The organism is Gammaproteobacteria bacterium (assembly GCA_032250735.1).
Taxonomy (GTDB): Bacteria; Pseudomonadota; Gammaproteobacteria; order SZUA-152; family SZUA-152; genus SZUA-152.
Genome location: JAVVEP010000015.1, coordinates 44,779 through 70,948, shown reverse-complemented (window position 1 = coordinate 70,948; position 26,170 = coordinate 44,779). Strand labels below are relative to the sequence as shown.

The 26,170-nt window shown below is 59.4% G+C and carries 23 protein-coding genes; 19 read left to right on the top strand and 4 right to left on the bottom strand.

All coding sequences use genetic code 11. The features are described 5' to 3' along the window. The first annotated feature begins 7 nt into the window (after nt 1-7). A complete protein-coding gene (locus tag RRB22_10095; GenBank protein MDT8384756.1) occupies nt 8-2,563 on the top strand; it encodes an FtsX-like permease family protein in 2,556 nt (851 codons plus the stop codon). 23 nt (nt 2,564-2,586) lie between these two features. Here the strand turns inward: RRB22_10095 and RRB22_10090 are convergent, their stop codons facing one another. The 3 genes from RRB22_10090 to RRB22_10080 all read right to left on the bottom strand — a co-directional run bounded on the left by RRB22_10090 (nt 2,587) and on the right by RRB22_10080 (nt 3,899). Then, on the bottom strand, nt 2,587-3,105 hold the full coding sequence (locus tag RRB22_10090; protein ID MDT8384755.1) for a DUF4124 domain-containing protein: 519 nt from the start codon (nt 3,103-3,105) through the stop codon (nt 2,587-2,589). Nucleotides 3,106-3,226: 121 nt separating this feature from the next. Further along, nucleotides 3,227-3,571 (bottom strand): phenylpyruvate tautomerase MIF-related protein, encoded by a 345-nt coding sequence (locus RRB22_10085; protein MDT8384754.1) that lies wholly within the window; start codon nt 3,569-3,571, stop codon nt 3,227-3,229. A 40-nt stretch (nt 3,572-3,611) separates the two neighbouring features. After that, nucleotides 3,612-3,899 carry a DUF3579 domain-containing protein gene (locus RRB22_10080; GenBank protein ID MDT8384753.1) on the bottom strand — a complete coding sequence of 96 codons (288 nt, stop codon included), beginning with the start codon at nt 3,897-3,899 and terminating at the stop codon, nt 3,612-3,614. 677 nt (nt 3,900-4,576) lie between these two features. Between RRB22_10080 and RRB22_10075 the strand changes: the two genes are divergently transcribed. From RRB22_10075 to RRB22_09995, 17 genes are all read left to right on the top strand, one after another. After that, nucleotides 4,577-6,271 (top strand): acetolactate synthase 3 large subunit, encoded by a 1,695-nt coding sequence (locus RRB22_10075; protein ID MDT8384752.1) that lies wholly within the window; start codon nt 4,577-4,579, stop codon nt 6,269-6,271. A 67-nt stretch (nt 6,272-6,338) separates the two neighbouring features. After that, a complete protein-coding gene (gene ilvN, locus RRB22_10070; protein ID MDT8384751.1) occupies nt 6,339-6,833 on the top strand; it encodes an acetolactate synthase small subunit in 495 nt (164 codons plus the stop codon). A 93-nt stretch (nt 6,834-6,926) separates the two neighbouring features. After that, entirely contained in the window at nt 6,927-7,943 is a 1,017-nt protein-coding gene (gene ilvC, locus RRB22_10065) for a ketol-acid reductoisomerase (protein ID MDT8384750.1), read from the top strand. A 95-nt stretch (nt 7,944-8,038) separates the two neighbouring features. Continuing rightward, complete coding sequence (locus tag RRB22_10060) at nt 8,039-8,740, top strand: phosphatidylserine decarboxylase (GenBank protein ID MDT8384749.1); 702 nt, start codon at nt 8,039-8,041, stop codon at nt 8,738-8,740. Between the two features lie 119 nt (nt 8,741-8,859). Further along, the gene (gene pssA, locus RRB22_10055; GenBank protein MDT8384748.1) at nt 8,860-9,705 is read left to right on the top strand and encodes a CDP-diacylglycerol--serine O-phosphatidyltransferase; all 846 of its coding nucleotides are present in this window, start codon (nt 8,860-8,862) and stop codon (nt 9,703-9,705) included. 346 nt (nt 9,706-10,051) lie between these two features. Continuing rightward, entirely contained in the window at nt 10,052-11,590 is a 1,539-nt protein-coding gene (locus RRB22_10050) for a 2-isopropylmalate synthase (GenBank protein MDT8384747.1), read from the top strand. Nucleotides 11,591-11,621: 31 nt separating this feature from the next. Next, on the top strand, nt 11,622-12,539 hold the full coding sequence (locus RRB22_10045) for a uracil-DNA glycosylase (GenBank protein MDT8384746.1): 918 nt from the start codon (nt 11,622-11,624) through the stop codon (nt 12,537-12,539). Between the two features lie 5 nt (nt 12,540-12,544). Further along, on the top strand, nt 12,545-13,006 hold the full coding sequence (gene rimI, locus RRB22_10040; GenBank protein ID MDT8384745.1) for a ribosomal protein S18-alanine N-acetyltransferase: 462 nt from the start codon (nt 12,545-12,547) through the stop codon (nt 13,004-13,006). Nucleotides 13,007-13,120: 114 nt separating this feature from the next. Next, nucleotides 13,121-14,071, top strand: a complete 951-nt coding sequence (gene miaA / locus RRB22_10035) for a tRNA (adenosine(37)-N6)-dimethylallyltransferase MiaA (GenBank protein ID MDT8384744.1) — start codon at nt 13,121-13,123, stop codon at nt 14,069-14,071. 193 nt (nt 14,072-14,264) lie between these two features. Beyond that, a complete protein-coding gene (hfq, locus tag RRB22_10030) occupies nt 14,265-14,516 on the top strand; it encodes an RNA chaperone Hfq (GenBank protein MDT8384743.1) in 252 nt (83 codons plus the stop codon). Between the two features lie 68 nt (nt 14,517-14,584). Then, nucleotides 14,585-15,970: a ribosome rescue GTPase HflX gene (gene hflX / locus RRB22_10025; protein ID MDT8384742.1), complete on the top strand. Its 1,386-nt coding sequence runs from the start codon at nt 14,585-14,587 to the stop codon at nt 15,968-15,970. Nucleotides 15,971-16,210: 240 nt separating this feature from the next. Further along, entirely contained in the window at nt 16,211-17,413 is a 1,203-nt protein-coding gene (hflK, locus tag RRB22_10020) for an FtsH protease activity modulator HflK (protein MDT8384741.1), read from the top strand. Next, the gene (gene hflC, locus RRB22_10015; GenBank protein ID MDT8384740.1) at nt 17,413-18,267 is read left to right on the top strand and encodes a protease modulator HflC; all 855 of its coding nucleotides are present in this window, start codon (nt 17,413-17,415) and stop codon (nt 18,265-18,267) included. Before hflK ends, hflC begins: the two co-directional genes overlap by 1 nt. 122 nt (nt 18,268-18,389) lie before the next feature. Next, on the top strand, nt 18,390-18,578 hold the full coding sequence (locus RRB22_10010) for a DUF2065 domain-containing protein (GenBank protein MDT8384739.1): 189 nt from the start codon (nt 18,390-18,392) through the stop codon (nt 18,576-18,578). A gap of 82 nt (nt 18,579-18,660) precedes the next feature. Beyond that, nucleotides 18,661-19,842 carry an ATP phosphoribosyltransferase regulatory subunit gene (locus RRB22_10005; protein MDT8384738.1) on the top strand — a complete coding sequence of 394 codons (1,182 nt, stop codon included), beginning with the start codon at nt 18,661-18,663 and terminating at the stop codon, nt 19,840-19,842. An 82-nt stretch (nt 19,843-19,924) separates the two neighbouring features. Next, nucleotides 19,925-21,235, top strand: a complete 1,311-nt coding sequence (locus RRB22_10000) for an adenylosuccinate synthase (protein ID MDT8384737.1) — start codon at nt 19,925-19,927, stop codon at nt 21,233-21,235. 417 nt (nt 21,236-21,652) lie between these two features. Next, nucleotides 21,653-22,915, top strand: coding sequence for an MgtC/SapB family protein (locus RRB22_09995; protein MDT8384736.1), 1,263 nt, complete (start codon nt 21,653-21,655; stop codon nt 22,913-22,915). 80 nt (nt 22,916-22,995) lie between these two features. On the opposite strand, the gene ppsA is transcribed toward RRB22_09995, so the two are convergent. Then, the gene (ppsA, locus tag RRB22_09990; protein ID MDT8384735.1) at nt 22,996-25,398 is read right to left on the bottom strand and encodes a phosphoenolpyruvate synthase; all 2,403 of its coding nucleotides are present in this window, start codon (nt 25,396-25,398) and stop codon (nt 22,996-22,998) included. Between the two features lie 374 nt (nt 25,399-25,772). On the opposite strand from ppsA, the gene RRB22_09985 reads away from it, so the two are divergent. After that, nucleotides 25,773-25,994, top strand: a complete 222-nt coding sequence (locus tag RRB22_09985) for a DUF2934 domain-containing protein (protein MDT8384734.1) — start codon at nt 25,773-25,775, stop codon at nt 25,992-25,994. Nucleotides 25,995-26,170: the final 176 nt, after the last annotated feature.

Sequence of the window (26,170 nt, the reverse complement as noted above, 5' to 3'; positions counted from 1 at the left end):
GGGGGCGATGTCTCCCTTTTCGTTGCGGCTCTCGCTGCGCCTGCTGCGCCGCGACTGGCGCGCCGGTGAGCTGCGGGTGCTGCTGGCGGCCTTGCTGGTGGCGGTGGCCTGTGTCAGCTCCGTCGCCTTTTTTACCGATCGCATCGGCCAGGCGCTGGCGCAGCAGAGCGGCGAGCTGCTGGGTGGCGATCTGCGGGTGGCGGCCGACCACCCCCTCTCGGCGCGGATGCGGCAACTGGCGCGCGATAACAGGCTGGACATCGCCGAGACTCGCGCCTTTCGCAGCATGGTGCTGGTGAATGAGCAGTCCCGGCTGGTCGAGGTGAAGGCGGTCAGTACGGAATATCCGCTGCGCGGGAGCCTGAAGATTGCGCCGGCCCTGTTTGCCGCGGATCAGCCGACCCGGGAGGTGCCGTCGTCCGGTGAGGCCTGGGTGGGGCCGGAGCTGTTGCAGCAGCAGGGGCTGGGCGTCGGTGACACGGTGCAGGTCGGCAACCTCTCGCTACGCCTCGCTGCGGTGCTGAGTTATGAGCCGGATCGCAGCGGCAACCTGTTCAGCATCGCCCCCCGCCTGTTGATGAATCTCACCGACCTGCCGGCGACCGGTCTGGTGCAGGAGGGCAGCCATATCCGCCATGCCCTGCTGGTCGCCGGCGAACCGGCGGCGGTGCGGCATTTTCGCCAGCAGCTGACCCCGCAGTTGCAACGCGGCGAGCGGATTGAGGGCGCGGCCGATGCCCGTCCGGAGGTCCGTGCCGCCCTGACCCGGGCGCAACAGTTTCTGGGTCTGGCGGCCGTGGTGGCGGTGATGCTGGCCTGTGTCGCCATTGCGATGTCGGCGCGGCGCTTCGCCCAGCGCCATCGGGACACCTGCGCGATGCTGCGCTGTTTCGGCGCCAGCCAGAACCTGATCAACAGCCTGTTCCTGTTCCAGCTGTTGTGCCTCGGGCTGGTGGCGGCCACCGTCGGCGTGCTGTTTGCCTATCTCGCCCAGCAGGGACTGGTGGCCCTGCTGGGCGAGCTGATTCTTACCCGCCTACCGGCACCCTCGTGGACGCCGGTAGGGATCGGCTATCTGGTGGCCCTGGGTGGCCTGCTGGGCTTTGCCATGCCGCCGGTGCTGCAGTTGCGCGAGGTGTCGACGCTGCGGGTGTTGCAGGGGGATGGCGCCGAGTCCGCCGGCCCCGGGCGGTCCGGAAACCGGCCGTCGCCGGCGGTGCTGGCCTGTTATGTCTTCGGGCTCGTGGCCCTGGCCCTGCTGGTGCTGTATCAGGCCGGCGATCTGGCCCTGGGCCGGGTGTTATTGCTGGGCCTGCTGCTGGCCACCCTGGCCTTCTGGCTGCTGTCGGCGCTACTGCTGTGGGGACTTAAACGCCTGCTGCGCTACGGCACGTCCTTTTCCTCCGGCACCCGCTCCGCGTGGCAATTTGGCCTGCTGAATCTGACCCGGCGGAGCGCGGCCTCCATCGCGCAGGTGATGGCCTTTGGCGTGGGGCTGACGGTGTTGCTGCTGCTCACGGTGGTGCGCGGTGATCTGTTGCAGGGCTGGTCCAACAGCCTGCCGGAGGATGCGCCGAATCGTTTTGTGATCAATGTCCAGCCGGATCAGCGTGACGCCGTGCAGGCGTTTTTTGTCCGCCACGCGATGCCGGAGGTGGAGCTGTTCCCCATGGTGCGCGGCCGGCTGACGGCGATCAATGATGCGCCGATCACTATCGACGACTTCGGCGACGGGCGGGCGAGGAATCTGGCGGAGCGGGAGTTTAACCTGTCCTGGGCCGACAGATTGCAGGTCGATAACGCGGTGGTGGCCGGCCAGTGGTGGCCGGTCCGGGCCCCGGACGGCGGCTATCCCCCGGCGTTTTCGGTGGAGGACGGGATTGCCAAAACCCTGGGCATAAAACTGGGGGACCGACTCAGCTATAACATTGCCGGCAATGTCTTCAGTGCGCCGGTCACCAGCCTGCGCAGCGTGCGGTGGGACAGCTTCCATGCCAACTTCTTTGTGTTAGCGCCCCCCGGCGTGCTGGACGATTATCCGGCCAGCTATATCACCAGCTTTTATCTGCCGCCTGACCGGGCCGGGGTGCTGGATGGCCTGGTGCGCCAGTTTCCGAACCTGACGGTGATCGATGTCGCGGCCATCATGGACCAGGTGCGATCGATCATTACCCGCGTATCGTTGGCGGTGGAATATGTGTTTCTGTTCACCCTGGCGGCGGGTCTGATGGTGATGATTGCGGCGATCCAGTCGACCCTGGATGTGCGCCTGCACGAGAATGCCGTGCTGCGTGCGCTGGGCGCCCGGCGGCGGCGTCTGTGGCAAAGCCTGGCCAGTGAGTTTTTTACCCTGGGCGCGCTGTCCGGTGGGCTGGCGGCCCTGTTTGCCAGTGTGCTGAGTAATGTCATCGCCACACAGGTGCTGGACCTGGACTACGCGATCAACCCCTGGCTATGGGTGACGGGATTACTGCTGGGTGGCATGGGAGTCGGACTGGCGGGGCTCATCGGCACCCGGCAGGTGGTGAATAGTCCGCCGCTGAAGGTGTTGCAGAAGGCCTAACCGTAACTTGTGCCTACGGGTGGCTATCTGTCTGGCAGCTGCTGGTCGATGGTCTGCTGGCGGCTGTTCACCAGCCCCTGTACATTTTTGGCATCCTCGATGAGCTGTTTAACCCTCTCCGGATCGGTGATAGGTAGCAGCGGGGAGGCGGTGGTCGGAATATCGCTGACACTTTTCTCGGTGACCACCGCTGCAGGCTCCACCGGCGGCGGTGGTGCCTGCGTGATGTTGACGTCACTGCGATAGGTTTCCACGCTGCCCTTGATGCCCGTCGGCGGCGGCTGGTTGCTGAAGTGCCACTCACCGGCGGCATCCTGCCACTTATACACGCGGGTGGTATTTTTGTCGGTGTTATCGCCGCTGGCCAGCGGGTCGGTTGCGATCCCCTCCAGCACACTCGAGGTCCCACTGAACCACGAACGCACATTCGCCAGCCCCTTGATAATGGGGTTGAGCGACTGCTCGGCGGCCGGGTTGAGCGTGGTCAGCGCGGCGGCGCCGACCAGTACGATCAGAACAATAATCATCAGGCGGATCATCATGTGCGTGTCGTACCTCTGATAGTACCTTAACTAGTGCCCCGGCAAATTTTCCCATAAGGACCCTGGTTCCAGGGCGCCGCAGGCAATATGTCCGAGGCCGGGAGCATTGCGAGCGCCCGGGCTAAAACGTCGAGCCGTCCCAGCCCCACATCTGCGGTGCTGCGTCGGCGAATTCGATGTAGATGCGGTTTTTTTCGATTCCCAGTTGCTGCGCCAGCAGGCTGCACAACTGGTTGGATAAATCCCCGGTGGCCGAGGCGGGCAGGCCGATGCTCTTGAGCTCCAGATAGGCGAGCGGACTGGTGGTGCCGGCAAACAGCATGTTCTGACCCGCCTCGATGGCCACCATGACGTAATTCTCGGGTTTGCCCAGCTGGGTGGCGACCAGGGCGGAGGCCTTTTCCATCAGCGCCTGCTGATCGGCACTGTCCACGGGCAGGTTGGTCTGGATTTTCAGATAAGGCATGCGAGACCTCGTTGCAGTCGTTGCGGTAAGGAAGGGAAGGCTAGGTTTGCGTCTCGTGGCTGGGGACGTCCTCTTCGGTCACAACCAGATCGTTGTTGTCCGCCCAGCTCATGATGTAGCTGTACATCTCCGGGAAAAGGTCCTTCATTTTGGGGTCGATGGCAATGCACCGGATGCCGTCGGCAATGAACGGTTGCAGCATGGGGGAATAGCGGATGCGGTGGTCCCGTCCAAAGGTTGCGAGAGCCCCGCTCATGCGTTCTGCCCAGTCGCTCGGCCGAAATGTTCTGCCCGACCGGGTTTTGCCTTCGATGATAATCTTTTTCACTTTATTATTATTACTATTCGGTCCATGAGGTTGGCGAGACACGGGCTGATCCCGGTCATGGAGACACCTGAATACCTGAATGCGTGATGAATGGCCGACATTATAACGTACCCACAGGGGAAACAGGCCAGCAATTGCGTGAAATCCGAAAAATATCCGCGATGCTGTGTGATCAGTGCGTAGGGCGGGTGTTGAGTGCTAAGTGCTGGGTGCTGGGTGGGAGGCCAGCACCCAGGCCGATGGGTCGGCTTGGTCAAATTGTTGAGCTTGAATCGCCGAGGCGGCTCGGCTCCTACAGTGCATGCGGCGCAATGCCCTTCGGTTATTGCGCCCTACTGCGGCCGTCGATTTTTTCACAGGCTCTGAGTGATCAGCACCTGCCTCTGATGACGGGGGCCGGCTGTGGCTAGGCGCCATTCGACGATGCACCCACAAAATGGGCGGCAAATGGCGGAAAACCCCCGAATCCCTTGACCTGACTGGCGGTTCCCAGTAATTTAGCCAGTCCTTCGTGAGAGGAGAAAAACCGCCCGTTTTACGGGCGTTTTTTTCTCGGCGTAAACGTAAAGTGGCCTGTGGATCGGTCGGTGGTATTCAGGCGGGGTTCACCGGTGGGCTGAGAAACTGTGCGAAACTGGAAGTAGAACCTTGGAACTTAGGCAAGAGAGAATCTCGACGTGAAATTGACTGGCGCAGAAATATTGACCCACTTCCTCGCAGACGAGGGTGTCGAATACCTGTTCGGCTATCCTGGTGGCGCGGTGTTGCATATTTATGATGCCCTTGATCGGCAGGATCGCGTCAAGCATATCCTGGTACGCCACGAGCAGGCCGCGACCCACGCCGCCGATGGTTACGCGCGTTCCACCGGCAGGCCCGGCGTGGTGCTGGTCACCTCGGGCCCCGGTGCCACCAATGCGGTGACCGGTATTGCCACCGCCTATATGGACTCCATTCCCATGGTGGTGATTACCGGCCAGGTACCCACCCACATGATTGGCAATGATGCCTTCCAGGAGGTGGATTCCGTGGGCATCACGCGCCCCTGTGTGAAACACAACTTCCTGGTCAAGGATGTGAATGATCTGGCGCTGACCCTGAAGAAGGCCTTTTATGTGGCCACTACCGGTCGTCCCGGCCCGGTGGTGGTGGATATCCCCAAGGATGTGACCGCCAATACGGCCAACTATGAGTATCCGCAAGAGATCCACATGCGGTCCTACAATCCGGTGGTGAAGGGACACAGCGGCCAGATCAAAAAGGCCGTGAAGCTGATGGCGACCGCTAAACGCCCCATGATCTACGCGGGCGGTGGGGTGATTATCGACAACTCCAGCAAGGAACTCACCCAGTTGGCGCATAAGCTGAATGTGCCGGTCACCAACACCTCCATGGGCCTGGGCGGTTTTCCGGCCTCGGATAAACAGTTCGTGGGCATGCTGGGCATGCACGGCACCTACGAGGCCAACATGGCCATCTCCAACTGCGACCTGATCATTGCCATCGGTGCGCGTTTCGATGACCGCGTTACCGGTAATATCGAGAAATTTGCGCCGCACGCGAAGATCATCCATGTGGACATTGATCCGGCCTCCATTTCCAAGAATGTGAAAGTGGATGTGCCGATCGTGGGCAGTGTGGGGAGCGTGATCAGGGCACTGTTGAAGGAGATGACGGCCAGCGAATACAAGCCGAATGCCGCCGCACTGAAAGACTGGTGGCGGCAGGTTGACGACTGGCGCGCCGTGGAGTGCCTCAAATACAAAACCGATGGCGCCAAGATTAAACCCCAGCACGCGCTGGAGCTGATGTTTGAAATCACCAAGGGTGATGCCTATGTCACCTCCGACGTGGGCCAGCATCAAATGTGGGCGGCGCAGTATTATCGCTTTGACAAGCCACGCCGCTGGATCAATTCCGGCGGTCTCGGCACCATGGGTTTTGGCTTGCCGGCAGCGATGGGCGTGCAACTCGCCTTCCCCAAGGCGCAGGTCGCCTGTGTCACGGGCGAGGGCAGTATCCAGATGAATATCCAGGAGCTGTCGACCTGCATGCAGTACAATCTGCCCATCAAGATCATCTGTCTGAATAACGGTTATCTGGGCATGGTGCGTCAGTGGCAGGAGTTTTTTTACGAGGAGCGCTATTCGCATTCCTACATGGATTCATTGCCGGATTTTGTCAAACTCGCTGAGGCTTACGGCCATGTGGGGATGCGCGTGACGGATCCGAAAGATGTGGAAAAGACCCTGAAAGAGGCCTTTAAGATGAAGGATCGACTGGTATTTGTTGATATCCTTACCGATCCAAAAGAAAATGTTTACCCCATGGTGCCTGCGGGTGCCGGGCTGGACGAGATGATTCTTATCTAATTGGACGGCATTCACGGCGGCCTGCATACAATAGCCTCGAACAAAAACTAAAGCAGAAATACAAAAAATGCGTCACATAATTTCAATACTGATGGAAAACGAGGCCGGTGCCCTGTCGCGGGTGGCCGGCCTGTTCTCTGCGCGTGGCTACAATATCGAATCGCTGACCGTTGCGCCGACCGAGGACGTCACCCTGTCGCGAATGACGGTGGTAACGAGGGGGTCTGATGAGATTGTGGAGCAGATCACCAAGCAGCTGAACAAGCTGGTGGATGTGGTGAAGCTGGTGGATCTCACCGAAGGCCCCCACATCGAACGCGAAATGATGATGATCAAGGTAAAGACCGTGAACAATGATGCGCGGGAAGAAGTGAAACGTCTGGCGGAAATTTTTCGCGGCCACATTATTGATGTTACGGCCACCAGTTACACCATCGAATTGACGGGCACCGGCGACAAGCTGGACGCCTTTATCGCCGCGTTTGAAAAAACGCCAATCCTGGAAACCGTGCGCTCGGGTGTTTCCGGTATTTCGCGCGGCACCAAGAGTTTGCATATTTAATCACGGATTTGAATCAGCCATTAAACGGCCGCGTGAATGAGTTTGCGTGGCTGACGAATACACAGGGTTAATCGTAGGAGCTAAGGGTAAAAAATGAATATTTATTACGACAAAGATTGTGATCTTTCCATCATCAAGGGCAAAAAGGTGTCTATTATTGGTTATGGTTCACAGGGCCATGCCCATGCCAATAACCTGAAAGATTCCGGTGTCGATGTCACCGTGGGTCTGCGCCCCGGTTCGTCATCCGCTGCCAAGGCCGAGGCTGCCGGCCTGCCGGTGAAAAATGTTCCTGAAGCGGTCGCCAGTGCCGATGTGGTAATGATTCTGACGCCGGATGAATTCCAGTCACAATTGTACCGTGATGAGATTGAGCCTAACCTGAAAAAGGGCGCCACCCTGGCCTTCGCGCACGGTTTCGCTATCCATTACAACCAGGTGGTGCCGCGCGCCGATCTGGATGTCATCATGATCGCCCCCAAGGCGCCGGGACATACCGTGCGTAACGAGTTCAAGAAAGGCGGTGGCATTCCTGACCTGATTGCGATTTATCAGGACGCCTCAGGCAAAGCCAAGGAGCTTGCCCTGTCTTATGCCTCCGGTGTGGGCGGTGGTCGTACCGGCATCATTGAAACGACCTTCAAGGACGAAACCGAAACCGACCTGTTCGGTGAGCAGGCCGTGTTGTGTGGTGGTGCTGTGGAGCTGGTGAAGGCCGGTTTTGAAACCCTGACCGAGGCGGGTTATGCGCCGGAGATGGCCTATTTTGAATGCCTGCACGAACTCAAGCTGATCGTTGACCTGATGTACGAAGGCGGCATCGCCAACATGAACTATTCGATCTCCAATAATGCGGAGTACGGTGAGTATGTTACGGGCGACAAGGTGATCAACGAGGAAAGCCGCAAGGCCATGCGTGAAGCGTTGCGTAACATCCAGAATGGTGAATACGCCAAACGCTTTATCCTTGAGGGGCAGACCAATTATCCCGAAATGACGGCGCGTCGCCGCCTCAATGCTGCGCACCCCATCGAGCAAACGGGTGCCAAGCTCCGCGAGATGATGCCCTGGATCACCGCTAACGCGTTGGTCGACAAGAGCAAAAACTAAACTCACCAAAAACCGCCAGGGGCAAAGTATTCAACTTTGCCCCTTTTTTGTTTCTAGCAGTCTGTCGAGAACCGGACTTAAATGCTGGCCTACTGATGACACTTACCTATCGCTACCCATTAATTGCCCGTGAGGGCTGGACCTGGATTGCCGTGGCGGTAGTCTCTGCGCTCATCGTGTATCTGTTGTATGGGCCTGTCTCGGCGCCGCTGTGGCTGTTGGTTCTGGTGCTGTTGTTTTTGTTTCGTGACCCTGCGCGCAAGGTGCCCGCCGTACCCCTGGGTATCTTGAGCCCCGTGGATGGCAAGGTGGTCGCCATTGATACGGTAGACGATGCCTATCTGGATCGTCAGGCCCTGCGCATCAGGATCAGGATGGGTATCACCAGCGTGTACTCCGCCCATAGCCCGCTGGAGGGCAAGGTGCTGCAACAGTGGCTGGGCTCGCCGGGCAGGGCCGCCGCCGACGCGAAAGACGCTGCCGGGACGGCTGACGGGAAATCCATCCGCTATGCGCAGTGGATTCAGAGTGACGAGCAGGATGACGTGGTGATGGTTATCGAAACCAGTCCCCGCTCACCCCGGCCGCGATGCTATGCGCAGAGCGGTGAGCGCATCGGCCAGGGACAGCGTTGCGGATTCATCCGCTTTGGTTCGCAGGTGGATGTGCTGATTCCGCTTGAATCCCGCGTTGCGGTGGCGGTTGGTGATGCGGTCCTGGCCGGCTCTGACATTATCGCTACCCTGGTGCATGCCAGGCACACTGCGCAAACTCCGATGCAGACGGCTACTATGTAGGGGATGGCGACGCCATTGCAGACGGTGTAAGGGTGTTAGGGTGTAAAGAGCAGCGGACTGCGCATGCGCGATGCGCACATTATTTCAACACGCATTACCACGGTGACGATACGGTAACTATGACTGACAAGCACGACGACAAACCGAACGATAAGCCGGGCGACAGCTCGGCTACCGCCGCCGACACGGAAGAGACACTGGTGACCGGGGAAAGGCGCCGTCCCCACCGGGGCATTTACCTGTTGCCCAACCTGTTCACCACCGGCTGTCTGTTTGCCGGATTCTATGCCATTGTCGCCGCCATGAATGGGCGTTTTGAGTCGGCGGCGGTGGCGATATTCATCGCCATGGTGCTCGATGGCCTGGACGGGCGGGTGGCGCGCATGACCAATACCCAGAGCGCTTTTGGTGCCGAGTACGACAGCCTTGCCGACATGGTCTCCTTCGGCCTGGCGCCGGCGCTGGTGGTCTACACCTGGGCCTTGTCTGACATCGGCAAACTGGGCTGGCTGGCGGCGTTCATCTACACGGCGGGCACGGCATTACGTCTGGCCCGCTTCAATACCCAGGTGGGACGTGCCGACAAGCGTTATTTTCAGGGCCTGGCGAGTCCCGCCGCGGCCGCGGTGGTCGCCGGCATGGTGTGGGTGGGGCAGGGCTATTTCAACGAAGGCAGCAGGGTGGTCTATCTGGCCCTGGTGGTGACGGTCTTTTGCGGCCTACTGATGGTGAGCAATGTCCGCTATCGCAGCTTCAAGGATCTCGACCTCAAGGGCAAGGTGCCCTTTGTGGCCCTGCTGGTGGTGGTGCTGGTGTTCGTGCTGATTTCGCTGGACCCGCCGCAGGTGCTGTTTGCCGGCTTTGCCGTGTACGCGCTCTCTGGTCCGGTCGTGACCCTGATGTCACTGCGCCGCCGCCGGGCGGAGCGTCGTGCGAGCAGCAGTGGCGGACAAGCGGAAGACTAGTCGGCCAGGGCGCTTGAGATTTCTGCCAAGCGTCCCTATAGTAAGCAACAGGACTACACACTGAAATGAATATCACCGCACACATGACACGATACAATGCCCTCCCCGGGCAGGCGTCTGTGTGCACGGTCGGCCAGGCGGCTTCTGTTGACCTGTATTCCGGCCTCGCTCTTCTGCGACTGCTGCCTTAGGGCAGACAAATACCCCCACATACTTATATAAATGATTTTTGTGCTGTGCGAACGCGCAGGGCACAACGGTGAATGTGACATGCAATCATCGGCAGTGAATGACTGAAAATTACCAGCGCCACTGTTAAGATGGTTCCATACCTACGGAGCAAGACATGAGCGAACAATTAATCATCTTTGATACCACCTTGCGTGATGGCGAGCAGAGCCCGGGCGCCTCCATGACCCGCGACGAGAAGGTGCGTATCGCCAGGGCCCTGGAGCGCATGCACGTGGATGTGATCGAAGCCGGCTTTCCCATTGCCAGCCAGGGCGATTTCGAGTCGGTGCAGGCGGTGGCCAATGTCATCAAGGACAGTACCGTCTGCGGTCTGGCCCGTGCGCTGGACAAGGACATCGACCGTGCCGGTGAGGCCCTCAAAGGTGCCAATTCGGGACGCATCCATACCTTCATCGCCACCTCGCCGATCCATATGAAAATGAAATTGCGCATGGAGCCGGATGCCGTGGTGGAGCAGGCCGTGCGGGCCGTGAAGCGGGCCCGGCAGTTCACCGATAATGTGGAGTTTTCGCCGGAGGATGCCGGGCGTTCCGAGCTGGATTTTTTGTGTCGCGTATTGGAGGCGGTGATCAATGCCGGTGCCACCACGGTCAATATTCCCGACACGGTGGGTTACAACCTGCCGCATCAGTTTGGTGACCTCATCGGCAACCTGATCGAGCGCGTGCCTAACGCGGACAAGGCGGTGTTTTCAGTACACTGTCACAATGACCTCGGCCTGGCCGTGGCCAATTCGCTGGCCGCGGTTGCGCGCGGTGCGCGTCAGGTGGAGTGCACCATTAATGGTTTGGGTGAACGGGCCGGTAATGCCGCGCTCGAAGAGGTGGTGATGGCCGTGAGTACGCGCCGGGATGTGTTTGCCTGCAATGTCGACCACATCGATCGAAGCCAGATCGTTCCCTGCTCGCGGCTGGTATCGAGCATCACCGGCTTTACCGTACAGCCTAATAAGGCCATTGTCGGCGCCAACGCCTTTGCCCACGAATCCGGCATTCATCAGGATGGCGTGCTCAAGAGTCGCGAGACCTACGAAATCATGCGCGCCGAAGATGTGGGCTGGTCCGCCAATCGCATGGTGTTGGGCAAGCACTCGGGGCGTAATGCCTTTCGCACGAGGTTGCAGGAACTGGGCGTCAGCTTTGCGGGTGAAGAAGAGCTGAATGATGCCTTTGTGCGCTTCAAGGAACTCGCCGATAAAAAGCACGAGATCTTCGATGACGATTTACAGGCCCTGGTCACCGAGGCCAATCTCGAGGCCGAAAACGAACGGGTGAAGCTGGTGGCGCTCAAGGTCTGTTCCGAAACCGGTGAAACGCCCGCTGCCTCCGTGACGCTGAAGATTGATGGCATGGAAAAAAATGCCATGGCTTCCGGCAGCGGCCCGATCGATGCGGCGTTCAAGGCCATTGAGTCGATGGTCAGCAGTGGTACCGAGTTGCAGTTATATTCGGTGAACAATATCACCAGTGGTACCGATTCCCAGGGTGAGGTAACCGTGCGGCTGCAAAAGGACGGGCGCATTGTCAATGGACAGGGCGCCGATATTGACATCGTTATCGCCTCGGCCAAGGCCTACATCAATGCCCTGAATCGTGTCCTGGTGCCGATGGATCGGCAACACCCCCAGGTATAACGAAGCTATTGGGTGAGTTGAGGGCCATCACGTGACGACACGGCAACAACAGTCCGCCTACTTGCAGGCCATGGGTATCCAGGCCTGGGAGCGCCGTGTCGCCCCGCAGAATGAGGTGCAGGGCGATGAACGGGGCGTGGCGATGCTGGCGGACCAGGGACTGCCTTCCGCAGTACCGCCAGCCGTTGTGTCTGAGGCGGTCGTCCCTGTCTCGGCTGTGGCATTGCCGGAGCGTGTGTCGCCCTCGGTCGGGGGTGCTGGCGAAGAGGAACCGCCACCGCCCACCGATGATTACTGTCCCAGCCTGGAAATGTGCGAGGCAGAGGGGCAGCCGCTGGCAGCGCCGGCCCCGCTGCCCGATGTCCGCAGTCTGGACTGGCCGGCCTTACAGGCGGCGGTGGCCGGCTGCACAGCCTGCGAACTGCACCGCTCACGCACGCAAACGGTGTTTGGGGCGGGTAACCGCATGGCAGAGTGGATGGTGATCGGCGAGGCGCCGAAGGCGGACGAAGAGCAGCAGGGCGAGCCCTTTGTGGGGGATGCCGGTCAGTTGCTCAATAATATGTTGCGCGCCCTCGGCCTTGGCCGGGAGCAGGTGTTTATCAGCAACATCCTCAAATGTCGGCCACCGGAGGATCGTGTCCCCCGGCCGGCGGAGATGTCGCAATGCGAGACCTATCTGCAGCGGCAGATTGCGCTGGTGGCGCCCAGGGTCATCCTCGCCATGGGGACGGTGGCGGCACACCATCTGTTAAAGGTCGACACCGCCGTGACAAAATTGCGCGGCCAGCTGCACCATTACGGCGAAATCCCGCTGGTGGTGACCTACCATCCGGCCTACCTGTTGCACAAACCCAGTGAGAAGGCCAACAGCTGGGCGGACCTGCGCTTCGCGGCCGCGGTGGTGGCCGGGAGCGTTCTCCCGGGCGATGGCGGGGGGCGCCTGTGAGTGCGATGGTGCAGACCCCGGGCCTGGAGGTGCGCCCCATGGTCGTGGGGGATCTTGATCAGCTGATGCGCATTGAGCTGGCGATGTATCCCTTCCCGTGGACGCGGCGCATCTTTGAGGACTGCCTGCGCGTGGGCTACCGCTGCCATGTCGGCGAGCTGGAAGGGGTGATGGCCGGTTACGGGGTGATGTCCACCGGTGCCGGTGAGGCCCATGTGCTGAACCTGTGTGTTGCCAGGGCGTTTCAGCGACGCGGGGTGGGGCGTGAAATTTTGAGCCTGCTGCTGGACGAGGCGGATGCGCTGGAAGTGCGCGATGTCTTCCTGGAGGTGCGGCCCTCCAATACCGGCGCCATTGCTCTGTATGAACAGATGGGCTTTAACCAGGTGGGACTGCGCAAGGATTATTATCCCCTGACGCACGGGCGCGAAGATGCCTTTATCTATGCGGCCAGCCTGCGCTTGTAGCTGAGCCCAGTTTGCATAGGGACTGTCCTTTGGACTGTCCCCCTCGGGGGTTCTCGGGGTTATTTCGTCTTTGGGGACAGTCCAAAGGACAGTCCCCGTGTAAAATACGCACCCATGTCTAATATGCTCCCCCCCGCCATCTTCCTCATGGGCCCCACCGCCACCGGCAAAACCGAGCTGGCCATCGAGCTGTGTCAGCGACGACCCTGCGACATCATCAGCGTGGATTCGGTGATGGTCTATCGTGGTATGGATATCGGTTCCGCCAAGCCCGATGCGGCCACCCTGGCCGCCGCTCCGCATCGTCTCATCGACATCTGTGACCCCGCCGAGCCCTTTTCGGCCGCGCAGTTTCGACAGCGCGCCATCGAGGAGATCAAGGCAATCCTCGCCCGTGGGCGTATCCCCTTATTGGTGGGCGGAACCATGTTGTATTTTCATGCGCTGGAGCGGGGGCTGTCGGCGCTGCCGTCATCGGATCCCGCCATGCGCGCCCGGCTGGAGGCCGAGCTGAACGAATTCGGCCTCGCTCATCTACATGCCCGCCTGGCTGAGGTCGATCCCGAGGCGGCGGCACGCATCCACGCCAACGATCCGCAGCGCACCCTGCGCGCGCTTGAGGTGTTTGGCCTGACAGGCGCCTCCATGAGCAGCCTGCTGCGGCAGGAGATCAACAATGATCTGCCCTGCCGTCCCGTGAAAATTGTGCTCACGCCGATCGATCGCGCCGCCCTGCATCAGCGGATCGCCCAGCGGTTTCAGGCTATGCTGGAACAGGGACTGGTGGAGGAGGTGGAGGCACTGTACCGGCGGGGCGATCTGCATGTCGATCTGCCGTCGATGCGGGCGGTGGGCTACCGACAGGTGTGGGAGTATCTCGCGGGCCATTGTGATTACGATACCCTGCGAGAAAGGGGGGTTATCGCCACCCGCCAGCTGGCCAAGCGCCAGCTCACCTGGTTAAAGCATCAGCCGGAAGCGGCGGCATTCCGTCTCGGTTTTGAGGAGAAAAGGGGGCAAATTCTGGCCCAGGTCTTGAAATATCTTGCGGCTAGTGCCATATGAGTAGGTCAGGGATGAAAAACTGCCACAGTGGCAGATCTTCCGTGACGGTGTAAAAGCCTGTTAATTAACTGTTTTGCTTGGGCTTTCATGGCTGAGTGCTTGGGTTTTACTGCGTTGTCCGAGGGGGCTGGTGTATCGCTAAGATGACCGGCTTCCAATAAAATCAATAAGGATACATAAAAGGAGAATCACCATGTCAAAAGGGCAATCGTTACAAGACCCTTTCCTGAACGCGCTACGCAAGGAGCGTGTTCCCGTTTCAATATTTCTGGTCAATGGTATTAAGTTACAGGGACAAATTGATTCCTTTGACCAATTTGTGGTTCTGCTGAAAAACAGCGTCAATCAAATGGTTTACAAACACGCGATTTCTACGGTGGTGCCCGCACGTAACGTGAAGTTGCCGATCTCTATCGAAGGCGGTCAAGATTCGCACAATACCTGAAGTTCGAGTTGCTGCTGCCCCTGGCAGCTTGAGCTTGATTCTCATGTCTGGAACCGGGAGTAACGTGTTTGTTTGAGCGTCCCGGTACCCTGGATGATGCATCCGGACAGCGTGCCCCCGGCAGTGAACGTGCGGTGCTGGTGCACGTGGATTTTTCTTCTCGGCTAAGATCTCCTGCGCGAGCGACGGCCTCCAAGGTGGATGCCGATACCCTCGCCGAATTTCGCGAGCTGGCGATCTCTGCGGGCGCAGAACCTGTGGCCGTGGTCACTGCCGGGCGGCGTGTTCCCGATGCGAAATATCTGATGGGCAGCGGCAAGGCGGAGGAGGTGCGCGAGATTATCGAGCGCGAACAGGCCGAACTCGTGCTGGTGGATTACGCCCTGGCGCCCTCCCAGGAACGTAATCTGGAGCGTCTGCTCAAGTGTCGGGTGCTGGATCGTACCGGCCTGATCCTGGATATCTTCGCCCAGCGCGCCAGCTCCCATGAAGGGCGGTTGCAGGTGGAGCTGGCGCAGCTCAAACACCTGTCGACACGGCTGGTCCGGGGCTGGACCCATCTGGAGCGGCAAAAAGGCGGTATCGGCCTGCGGGGTCCGGGTGAAACCCAGCTGGAAACCGACCGGCGCCTGCTGGCGCTACGCATCAAACAGCTCAATAAACGCCTGGAGAAGGTGCAGAATCAGCGCGACCAGAGCCGCCGTGCGCGGCGCAAGGCGGAGGTGCCGACGGTGTCGCTGGTGGGCTACACCAATGCCGGCAAGTCCACGCTGTTCAATCGACTGACGGAATCGCAGGTGTACGCGGCCGACCAGCTGTTTGCGACCCTGGATCCCACCCTGCGACGACTGGAACTACCCGATACGGGTGCGGTTATTCTCGCCGATACCGTCGGTTTTATCCGTCACCTGCCCCATGACCTGGTGGCGGCCTTTCGTTCCACCCTGGAGGAGACCTGTCAGGCCGATCTGCTATTGCATGTGATCGACGCCGGCAATGAAAACTATCCAGAGCAGATCCAGCAGGTGAATGCCGTGCTGGAGGAGATTGGCGCGGACAAGGTGCCACAGATTGAGGTGTTTAATAAAATCGATCTGCTGCCGGATTATCAGCCCCGGCTGGAACGCGGCGAGGACGGCCAGGTGCGTCGCATCTGGTGTTCGGCGCAGACCGGCGCGGGCATGGAGCTGCTGCAATCAGTGCTGGATCAACGGTTTAGTGCCGAGCAGTTGCACCAATGGATCCGCGTGCCGGCCGCCAATGGTCGCCTGCGGGCCAGGCTGTTCACCCTTGGCAAGGTGCTGAATGAGCGGGCGGAGGAGAATGGCGATCTGCTGCTGGAGGTCGAATTGCCGCGCCGTGATTTCGAGCAGCTGCAAAAAACAGAAGGTGTCGCCATCCTGGTCGATGCACAGGCCCAGGAGACCGGCGCTGATCCGGTGCTGGCGGATTAACGGTTGCAGCTGGGTACCGAAACCCCCTAAAATCCCCTTCCTGTGCCGACGAAAATCGGATAATCAACCAATTTATATTGATCAACGTGCTGTGCTATTAACAAGGCACGTGACAAGGCATGTGACAGGGCGCGCAACCACGATGCGCGGCAGTGATCACTTAAGTGATCGCCTGCCAGACAATAATTTTTTCGAAAAATACTTTTCAAAAAAAACAGTTTTCACAAACGGAGTGTAATGATGGCCTGGAATGAACCCGGTGGTTCAGGGAATAAAGATCCCTGGGGTGGACGTAAAAATGATCAGCAAAGTCCTCCCGATCTCGACGAAGTGGTGAAAAAGCTTCAGGAAAAATTTGGCGCCCTGTTTGGCGGCGGTGGCGCGCGTAGCGGTGGCACGGGTACCGGGTCCGGCAAGGCCGGCTCGATCGGCGTCGGCCTGATCGTCGCCGTGGCGCTGGTGGTGTGGGTCATCTCCGGGGTTTACATTGTTGAGGAAGGCACCCGGGGCGTGGTGACGCAGTTTGGTAAGTATCATCAGACCACCCAGCCGGGGCCGCACTGGTTTCCGCGCGGCATCCAGCGCGTAGAAACGGTGGACATCGAAAATATCCGCAGCCTGACCATCGGCTTTCGGTCCGGTGACAGTAGTCGACAGAACGCGAGCAGCGTGGGGAGTGAATCCCTGATGCTGACGCAGGACGAGAACATCGTCGATATCAAACTGGCCGTGCAATACAAGGTAAGAAGCGCCAGTGATTTTCTATTCAATGTGAAAGATCCGGAAACGACCCTACGTCAGCTGACCGAAAGCGTGATACGCGAGACGATTGGCAAGAGCAACATGGATTTTATCTTGAAGGAAGGCCGGGCCGAGATAACGGCGCAGACCCAGCAAGAGGTGCAGGCCCTGCTGGATCGGTATATGGCGGGTTTACAGGTCACCTCGGTTAACCTGCAGGACGCACAGCCTCCCGAGCAGGTCCAGGCGGCCTTTGCCGATGCAGTCAGGGCACAGGGTGATCAGCAGCGTGTCATCAATGAGGCGGAGGCCTATGCCAATGACATTATCCCCCGCGCACGTGGTACGGCGGCACGCCAGATAGCCGAAGCCAATGCCTATAAGGAACAGGTGATTGCAGAGGCCACTGGTGAGGCATCGCGCTTCACGCAGGTTCTGGCCGAATATACCAAGGCGCCAAAGGTGACGCGCAAGCGCCTGTATCTTGAGGCCGTGGAATCGGTGATGAGCAACAGCAGCAAGGTCATGGTGGATGTCAAAGGCGGCGGTAATCTCTTGTATCTGCCACTGGACAAAATGATGGCTGGCGGCGCCGGCGATGCATCCAAGGCGCGCCAGATTGTGGAAGGTGAGACCTCAACCCTGGAACCGAGTGAAGAACAACGACTGCGCGACAGTGTTCGCAGTAGAGGAGTACGCTAATGGGACAGGCTAAAGGGTTGATCGGTATTCTGTTGGCGGTGGCGGTGGTTATCGCCTCGTTTTCAATCTTCATTGTCGATGAACGGGAGAAGGCGATCCTGTTCCGTCTGGGTGAAATTGTACGCACAGATTTTGACGCAGGCCTCTATTGGAAAACGCCGTTCGTGAATAATGTGCGTAAATTTGATTCGCGCATCCAGACACTGGACGCAGAGGCGGAACGTTACCTTACCGGTGAGAAGAAAAATCTCATCGTGGATTCGTTTGTGAAGTGGCGCATCAAGGATGTGGCCAATTACTACACGGCGACGGGTGGTGATATGGCGCAGGCCAATCTGCGTCTGTCACAGATCATTAAGGACGGTCTGCGCGGCGAATTTGCCAAACGCACTATCAATGATGCGGTATCGGGTGAACGGCTGCTGATCATGCAGCTGATTACCGAACATGCCAACAAACAGGCGGAAGCCTTTGGTATTGATATCATTGACGTACGCATCAAGCGCATCGACTTTCCGGCGGAGATCAGTGAATCCGTGTTCCGTCGCATGCGCGCTGAACGTGAGCGTGTCGCCAAGGATCTTCGTTCGCGCGGTGCGGAATCGGCGGAGAAGATTCGGGCCGAGGCGGATCGTCAGCGCACCGTGCTGATTGCCGATGCGTTTCGTGACGCCGAAATACTGCGTGGTGAGGGCGATGCCGCTACCACGCAGATCTATGCCAAGGCCTACGGTCAGGATTACGAGTTCTATTCCCTGTATCGCAGCCTGAATGCCTATAAGACGACCTTCTCCAGCAAGAATGATGTGCTGGTGATTGAGCCGAATTCGGAGTTCTTCAAATATTTTAAGTAAGTATTTATATATCCTGAATCCGCGGTTAAGCCACGGATTCAGGTATATGTTTAAAGAACCTGAAATGAATCGGCCGAAGCTGTCGGCGTGACCGCTGCGACCATGCAATGAGTTATGAATGAATGTGGGATGATCTGCTGCGCGCACTCGCGCTGGTGTTGGTGATAGAGGGGCTGTTTCCCTTTATCAGTCCCACAGGGTTTCGCAAAAAGATACTGGCGTTGACCGAAATGAATGACCGGCAGATTCGTATTGCCAGTCTGGTCAGCATGGCGGGCGGCCTTGCGCTGTTGTATCTGGTCCGTATGTGACGATCGTTTGTGGCTCTCTTTCATAGTTACGCACCAGTTGCCTGAAAATGCCGCGTTTATAAAAAGAATTGATACGTAAAAAATAATGAATAACGAACGTTGGTTGTTACCCGAGGGTATTGAAGAATTGTTGCCGCCCCAGGCAGAGCGCCTGGAGCTGTTACGGCGAGAGCTGTTGGACCTCTTCTCATCCTGGGGTTACGAGCTGGTTATTCCCTCGCTGGTGGAGTATCTGGATTCTCTACTGACGGGCACGGGCAACGACCTCGACCTGCAGACCTTTAAACTCACTGATCAGTTAAACGGCCGCATGATGGGTGTGCGTGCCGATATCACGCCACAGGTGGCGCGGATTGATGCGCACCGCTTGCTGGATCGTCAGGGACCGGTGCGTCTGTGCTATCAGGGTACGGTATTGCACACCCGTGGTGATGGCCTCGGCGGTGCGCGCTGTTTTACCCAGATTGGTGCCGAACTGTACGGCCATAGCGGCGTGGAAAGCGACGCGGAAATGTTGAACCTGATGTTGCAGACCCTGGCATTGTCCGGCATCGGTCCGGTGTTTGTTGATCTGGGGCACGTGGGGATTTTTCGCGCCCTGACCCAGGCGGCAGGTCTGGACTTCGAGCAGGAAAGCCAGCTGTTTGACGCGCTACAGCGCAAGGCGGTGCCCGAGATCCAGGCCCTGATGACCGCGTTGGACGTGGACACAAAAACACGCCAGACCTTTGAGGATCTGGTGTGGTTGAATGGCGATGCGGAGGTGCTGGCCCGCGCCCGACGCAGCCTGGCGGGAAATGCAGCCGCATTGCAGGCGGTCGATGAGATCGAACAGGTGGCGGAACGCGTCACCCGGCAACACCCCGATTTGCAGTTACACTTTGACCTCGCCGAACTGCGTGGTTTCCATTATCACACCGGCGTGGTGTTTGCCGCCTATCAGGCCGGTCAGGGGCAGGCCATCGCCCAGGGTGGGCGTTATGACGACATCGGCAAGGTGTTCGGGCGCGCCCGGCCCGCCACCGGGTTCAGCACCGATCTGCGCGCACTCATCGCCCTGGGGGCGGGAAAGGCTACCGTGCCGGGCGGGGTGTTTGCGCCCGCCAATGACGACCCTGCGCTGGCCGCAAAGATTGCAGAGCTGCGCGCCGCCGGCTATCGGGTAGTGTGTGAACTGTCGGGACAGGATGGCGGTGCGGCGGCAGCCGGTTGTCAGCAGGTCCTGGTATTACAGAATGGCGAGTGGGTTGTGTCGGCGGCATAGCCCGACATGATATCGAACCTAAAATAATAAACACGCGAAGTTCATCAGTCACTTTTTTTGCCAGCAGGCACAGGTAACTCTCATGGGAAAAAATGTAGTAGTCATTGGCACACAGTGGGGCGACGAAGGTAAAGGGAAGGTCGTCGATTTGTTGACTGATCATGCACAGGCTGTGGTGCGCTTCCAGGGTGGCCACAATGCCGGCCATACCCTGGTGATCGACGGCGAAAAAACCGTCCTGCATCTCATCCCCTCCGGTGTGCTGCGTGAAAACGTACTGTGCATGATCGGCAATGGTGTGGTGGTGTCGCCTGCGGCGCTGCTCGAAGAGATCGACATGCTGGAAGCCCGCGGTGTGCCCGCCTCACAACGCCTGCGGATCAGCGAGGCCTGTCCGCTGATCCTGCCTTATCACATCGCCCTGGATAACGCGCGCGAACTGGCGCGCGGTAAATCCAAGATCGGCACGACCGGGCGTGGTATCGGTCCCGCGTATGAAGATAAGGTTTCGCGTCGTGGTCTGCGGCTGGGTGATCTGTTTCATCGGGAACGCTTTGCCGCCAAGCTCGGCGAGGTGCTGGACTATCACAACTTTGTGTTACAGAACTATTACAAAGCCGAGCCCGTCGACTTTCAGAAGGTGCTGGATGAAACCCTGGCGATGGCAGAGCGTATCAAGCCGATGGTGGCGGACGTGCCGGAACTGCTGTACGAGATTCAGCAGCAGGGCGGCAGTATTCTGTTCGAGGGTGCGCAGGGCGCGCTGCTGGACATCGATCACGGTACCTATCCCTACGTGACCTCATCCAATACCACGGCTGGCGGCGCGGCCACCGGTAGCGGCGTCGGCCCGGCCAATCTCGATTACGTTGTCGGTATCACCAAGGCCTACACCACCCGTGTGGGTTCCGGTCCATTCCCCACCGAGCTGTATGATGGCGAGCTGTTGCTGGACAGCGTGGGCGCGCACCTGGCCAAACAGGGGCACGAATTCGGTTCCACCACCGGACGCCCGCGTCGTTGCGGCTGGTTTGATGCCGTCGCGCTGCGTCGTTCCAACCAGATCAACAGCACCACCGGCCTGTGCATCACCAAGCTGGATGTGCTGGATGGCCTGGACATTATTCGCCTGTGTGTGGGTTACATCATCAACGGCGAAGAACGGCGCACGCCGCCGGTGGGTGCCGAGGCCTTTGCCGATTGTCAGCCGGTGTACATCGATATGCCCGGTTGGTCCGAGTCCACTGTGGGCGTAAAGCGTTACGACGATCTGCCGGAAAACGCCAAGGCCTATCTGCGGCGCATTGAAGAGATTACCGAGACCCCGATCGACATCATTTCCACCGGCCCGGATCGGGTCGAAACCATTATTGTGCGTCACCCTTTCAAGTAGATTTTTCAGCTGACTGGGAATTGCCGCAGGGTGATTTGAAGCGTGCTGAGTGCGTAGGGCGCAATAACCGAAGGGCATTGCGCCGTATGCCGAGTCGTATAAATACCATGAATTACCGTTAGCCGTGTAGGGTGGGCACTGCCCACCATTGCGCCAAACTCAACGTTGTCTGGTAGGTGGGCAGTGCGTAGGGCGCAATAACCGAAGAGCATTGCGCCGTATGTCTGGGTGATACCGGGGCCCAATAAAAGCGTGCCCGGTAATCATTGCCACCGATCAAGCAACCGAGGCTCCATTGAGGTGTATTTCATGCGGCGCAATGCCCTTCGGTTAGTGCGCCCTACAAGTGTAGTGTTAGTTACTCAGCACTCAGCACTTATAACACTCAGCACTGTTAACTACGGCTATGATGGGCGTATGAACGAAATACAGCATAGCTTTTATTATCTGAGTGTGGCCCTGGCGATCGGGTTGTTGATCGGTCTTGAACGCGGCTGGAAGGAACGTGATGCCGTGGAGGGTGCACGCATTGCGGGGGTACGCACCTATGGGCTGCTCGGCCTGTTGGGCGGCGGTTCGGCCCTGCTGTCCGAACAGTTCGGGGCGCTGGCCCTGGGGCTGGCGTTCGTGGGTCTGGCGGCGGTGTTGACCACGGTGTACGTGGTGAACCTGCGCCGCAGGGATGACGTCGGTATCACCAGCCTGGTGGCCGGCCTGTTAACCTTTATTCTCGGCGCATTGGCGGCAATGGGCGAGGTGGGCATCGCGGCGGCCTCTGCCGTGGTCACGACCCTGCTGTTGAGCCACAAGCCGCTGCTGCACCGCTGGGTGAACGCCCTGGAGGGTGAGGAGCTGCATGCCGGTATCAAGCTGTTGCTGATCTCGGTGGTGCTGTTGCCGCTACTGCCGAATCAGGGCTATGGCCCATGGCAGGCGCTGAATCCGTTTGTGATCTGGTGGATGGTGGTGCTGATCGCGGCGATCTCCTTCGTCGGCTATTTCGCCATCAAGATCGGCGGCGCGCGCCGGGGCGCGGTGTTTACCGGTCTGTTCGGCGGGCTGGCCGCCTCGACTGCGGTGACCCTGCACTTCTCACGCTTGACGCGCCGCGATGCCTCCATGGCGCCGATGCTGGCCACCGGAATCCTGCTCGCCTGCGGCACCATGTTTCCGCGCATGTTACTCATTGCCAGCGTACTCAATCCCGATCTCTTCCTGCCGTTGCTGGTGCCGGTAACGGTGATGGCGATGCTGACCTATGGGCCGGCCTTTCTGTGCTGGCAATCTTCATCGCACAAAAAACCCGATACCACCTCGCCCCTACGGAACCCGCTGGAGCTGACCTCGGCGGTGAGTTTCGGACTGCTGTTGGCCCTGGTGATGCTGCTCGGCTCTGCCCTGCAGAGCGAGTTCGGGGGCGCTGGTGTGCTGGTGCTCGCCGCCGCCTCGGGCGTGGCGGACGTGGACGCCATCACGCTGTCGCTGGCACGGATGAGTCAGACGGAGCTGATGGTCAACACCGCGGTAACAGGTATCGTGCTCGCCGCCGCCGTCAACAGTCTCGTCAAGGGCGGCATGGCCAGCTTTATTGGCGGACGCGCGATCGGGCTGCGTGTCGGATTGCCGCTGCTGGCCAGCGCCATCGGTGGATTGATAGCGGTCTGGTTATGGGTGTGGTGATAGCCGGTGAAAAACCGTCGGCCGTGCATGGCATGGTGATGGGCCTCCACGAGATCTGCATCCCTGGCAGCTATTTCAGGTTATGAGATCCCTGGCTCACGGTCGGCCTCGGCCTGGGCCACCTGCTGTTTCACCGCCACAAAGCTGTCGGGATTGACCGACATCGAGTCGATGCCCGCCTCCACCAGAAACCGCGCAAATTCGGGATAGTCGCTCGGCGCCTGACCGCATAGCCCCACCTTGCGCTGGTGGCGGTGGGCGGTCTCGATGAGGCTGACAATGGTCCGTTTGACCGCCTCATGGCGCTCGTCGAACAGCTCCGCCAGGCGGGCCGAGTCGCGATCCACGCCCAGCACCAGTTGGGTGAGGTCGTTACTGCCGATGGAAAAGCCGTCGAAGCGTTGCGCGAACTCGTCGGCCAGTATCACGTTGGCGGGGATCTCGGCCATCACGTAGACCTGCAGGCCGTGTTCGCCACGGCGCAGATCGTTGTCGGCCATCACCGCCAGCACCCTGTCGGCCTCCTCGGGGGTGCGGCAAAAGGGGATCATCACGATGACGTTATCCAAGCCGATCTCTTCGCGGGCCTTTTTGATTGCCTGACATTCCAGCGCGAAGCCCTCGCGGTAGGCGTCGCTGTAATAGCGGCTGGCGCCGCGCCAGCCCAGCATGGGATTGGCCTCTTCCGGTTCGAACGCCGCACCGCCGATGAGCTGGGCATATTCATTGGTCTTGAAGTCGCTCATCCGCACGATCACCGGGTTGGGGTGCTGTGAGGCCGCGATGCGGGCAATGCCGTAGGCCAGGGTGTCGACAAAATAGTGGGCCTTGTCCGGCCAGGCGGCGGTGAGTGTGTCGATCTGCCGGCGCGCCTTTTTGTCCTTGACCTTATCGGGATACAGCAGCGCCATGGGATGAATCTTGATGATGTTGTTGATGATGAACTCCATGCGCGCCAGCCCCACGCCATCGCTGGGCAACCGCCACCAGCGCAGCGCGGCGGCGGGATTGGCGAGATTGAGCATCACCTCGGTGCGGGTCTTTGGGATGTTATCCAGATCGACATCCTGCGTCTCAAAGTCCAGTCGGCCGGCATAGACGAAACCCTGATCGCCCTCGGCGCAGGACACGGTGACCTCGATGCCGTTATCCAGCACCTGGGTGGCGTTGCCGGTGCCGATGATGGCGGGCAGCCCCAGTTCGCGGCTGACGATGGCGGCGTGCGAAGTGCGCCCGCCGTGATCGGTAATGATGGCGGCGGCCCGCTTCATGATGGGCACCCAGTCGGGGTCGGTCATGGCGGTCACCAGAATCGCGCCGTCCTCAAACTGGTCGATCTCCGCCGCCGAGCCCAGCTTGCAGACCCTGCCCGTGGCGATGGCATCGCCGATGCTCAGGCCGCTGATCAGGCGCTCGCCCTTGCCCGTCAGCGTATAGGTCTTGAGGGCGCCGGCCTCGCGGCTCGACTGCACCGTCTCCGGGCGGGCCTGAACGATGAACAGCTCACCGGTGTTGCCGTCTCTAGCCCATTCGATATCCATGGGGCGCTGATAATGCGCCTCAATGGCCACCGCCCAGCGGGCCAGGGTGAGGATCGCCGCGTCATCGAGTACCGGCGTATTGCGCTCTTCGCTGCGGGTCTTCACGGTGCGCGTCGGTTGCTGCTCGCTGTCGCCATAGACCATCTTTTTCTCTTTCTGGCCGATGCTCTTTTCGATGATGGGTTGCAGGCGGGGGTCGTCCAGCAGCGGTTTGAAGACCATGTACTCGTCCGGATCGACACTGCCCTGCACCACGGTTTCGCCCAGCCCCCAGTTGGCATTGATGAGCACGGCATTGCCAAAGCCGGTCTCGGTGTCGATGGAGAACATCACCCCGGCGCCGCCGGTATCGGAGCGCACCATACGCTGCACGCCGACCGACAGCGCCACCTGCATATGATCAAAGCCATGATTGTTGCGGTACATGATGGCCCGGTTGGTGAACAGCGAGGCGATGCAGCGCCGACAGGCGTCGAGCAGGGCGGCCTCGCCACGGACGTTGAGATAGGTCTCCTGCTGGCCGGCGAAACTGGCCTCCGGCAGGTCCTCGGCGGTGGCGCTGCTACGCACGGCGACGGCGGGCTGCTTTTCGCCGCTCTCCTTTGCCAGGGCGCGGTAGGCCGCGCATATCGCCCGGGCCAGGTCCGCCGGAAACTCGGCCTTGCGGATCAGGCGACGGATCGCCTCGCCGGTCTTTTCCAGCGAGGCCTCATCATTGGCGAACAGCGCCAGTTTTTCACGGATAGGTTCGCGCAGGTCACGGCTGTCGAGGAAGTGCCAATAGGCCTGTGCGGTGGTGGCGAAACCACCGGGTACGCGGATGCCGGCGTCCTGTAACTGCTGGATCATCTCGCCCAGGGAGGCATTCTTGCCGCCGACCCTGCCGACATCCGTATTACTCACCTCGGATAATTGCAATGTAAAGGCCTGGCTGGATTTCACGGGTTTCGATTCCTTGAGTGATATGGCGTATTCATCATGGCGCACTTTGGTGATGAGGTTAACGGCTGTGAAGGTGAATGTGAACTTAATCGTGCACGCGACCCTCTCAATGGGAGTATGAACTAAAAACACATCGTCTGATTTGAAGAGATCTGAATTGAAGTAGAGGCAGGCGTGCGAAAACCGTCATTGATATTTTTCAATGCGTGTCTGGGTCGCCGTGTTTATCCTGCAAGCCATCGCGATTGAGAGCGGCGGATGTAGGCGGATTAATAGAATAGGGTGTGGCGGATTTATTCGGCAATCGAAGACGTCGCGCTATCAAACGTGTTTTATCCATTTCGTTTTGTCCATCATGAACAAAGGAGATATCCATGTCTAAGGCAACGCATCAGGGCACAGCAAAAATGTCGGCGGGAAAGGCTGTCGCCACAGAGATCATGCAGAATACCGAAACCCGTACCCGGCGCTATAACGACAGGGTCGCCGAGGCGGCCTATTTCAGGGCCGAAAAACGCGGCTTTGCCCCCGGCCATGAAATGCAGGACTGGCTGGAGGCAGAGTCAGAAATAAACCGGGGTACGGTCCATCACTGAAGGTGTCAGAGCCTGTGAAAAATTCGACGGCCGTAGCGAGGGAGTCGCTTTGCGAGCGAAACAAGGCGCGCTACGTGAAAACAAGGGAGTTTGGTGGACCAAATGACCGCCGTTTTCACGTAGCGCAACGCCGTTGCAGCCGCAAAGCGGCGCCCGCAGTAGGCTGGCGATTTTTT

Bases quoted from the DNA above. Each gene is read 5' to 3' on its own strand.
- RRB22_10095 (MDT8384756.1), top strand. From the start codon at position 8: ATGTCTCCCTTTTCGTTGCGGCTCTCGCTGCGCCTGCTGCGCCGCGAC.
- RRB22_10090 (MDT8384755.1), bottom strand. From the start codon at position 3,105: ATGATGATCCGCCTGATGATTATTGTTCTGATCGTACTGGTCGGCGCC.
- RRB22_10085 (MDT8384754.1), bottom strand. From the start codon at position 3,571: ATGCCTTATCTGAAAATCCAGACCAACCTGCCCGTGGACAGTGCCGAT.
- ilvN (MDT8384751.1), top strand. From the start codon at position 6,339: ATGCGTCACATAATTTCAATACTGATGGAAAACGAGGCCGGTGCCCTG.
- ilvC (MDT8384750.1), top strand. From the start codon at position 6,927: ATGAATATTTATTACGACAAAGATTGTGATCTTTCCATCATCAAGGGC.
- RRB22_10060 (MDT8384749.1), top strand. From the start codon at position 8,039: ATGACACTTACCTATCGCTACCCATTAATTGCCCGTGAGGGCTGGACC.
- pssA (MDT8384748.1), top strand. From the start codon at position 8,860: ATGACTGACAAGCACGACGACAAACCGAACGATAAGCCGGGCGACAGC.
- RRB22_10050 (MDT8384747.1), top strand. From the start codon at position 10,052: ATGAGCGAACAATTAATCATCTTTGATACCACCTTGCGTGATGGCGAG.
- rimI (MDT8384745.1), top strand. From the start codon at position 12,545: ATGGTGCAGACCCCGGGCCTGGAGGTGCGCCCCATGGTCGTGGGGGAT.
- miaA (MDT8384744.1), top strand. From the start codon at position 13,121: ATGTCTAATATGCTCCCCCCCGCCATCTTCCTCATGGGCCCCACCGCC.
- hfq (MDT8384743.1), top strand. From the start codon at position 14,265: ATGTCAAAAGGGCAATCGTTACAAGACCCTTTCCTGAACGCGCTACGC.
- hflK (MDT8384741.1), top strand. From the start codon at position 16,211: ATGGCCTGGAATGAACCCGGTGGTTCAGGGAATAAAGATCCCTGGGGT.
- hflC (MDT8384740.1), top strand. From the start codon at position 17,413: ATGGGACAGGCTAAAGGGTTGATCGGTATTCTGTTGGCGGTGGCGGTG.
- RRB22_10010 (MDT8384739.1), top strand. From the start codon at position 18,390: ATGTGGGATGATCTGCTGCGCGCACTCGCGCTGGTGTTGGTGATAGAG.
- RRB22_10000 (MDT8384737.1), top strand. From the start codon at position 19,925: ATGGGAAAAAATGTAGTAGTCATTGGCACACAGTGGGGCGACGAAGGT.
- RRB22_09995 (MDT8384736.1), top strand. From the start codon at position 21,653: ATGAACGAAATACAGCATAGCTTTTATTATCTGAGTGTGGCCCTGGCG.
- RRB22_09985 (MDT8384734.1), top strand. From the start codon at position 25,773: ATGTCTAAGGCAACGCATCAGGGCACAGCAAAAATGTCGGCGGGAAAG.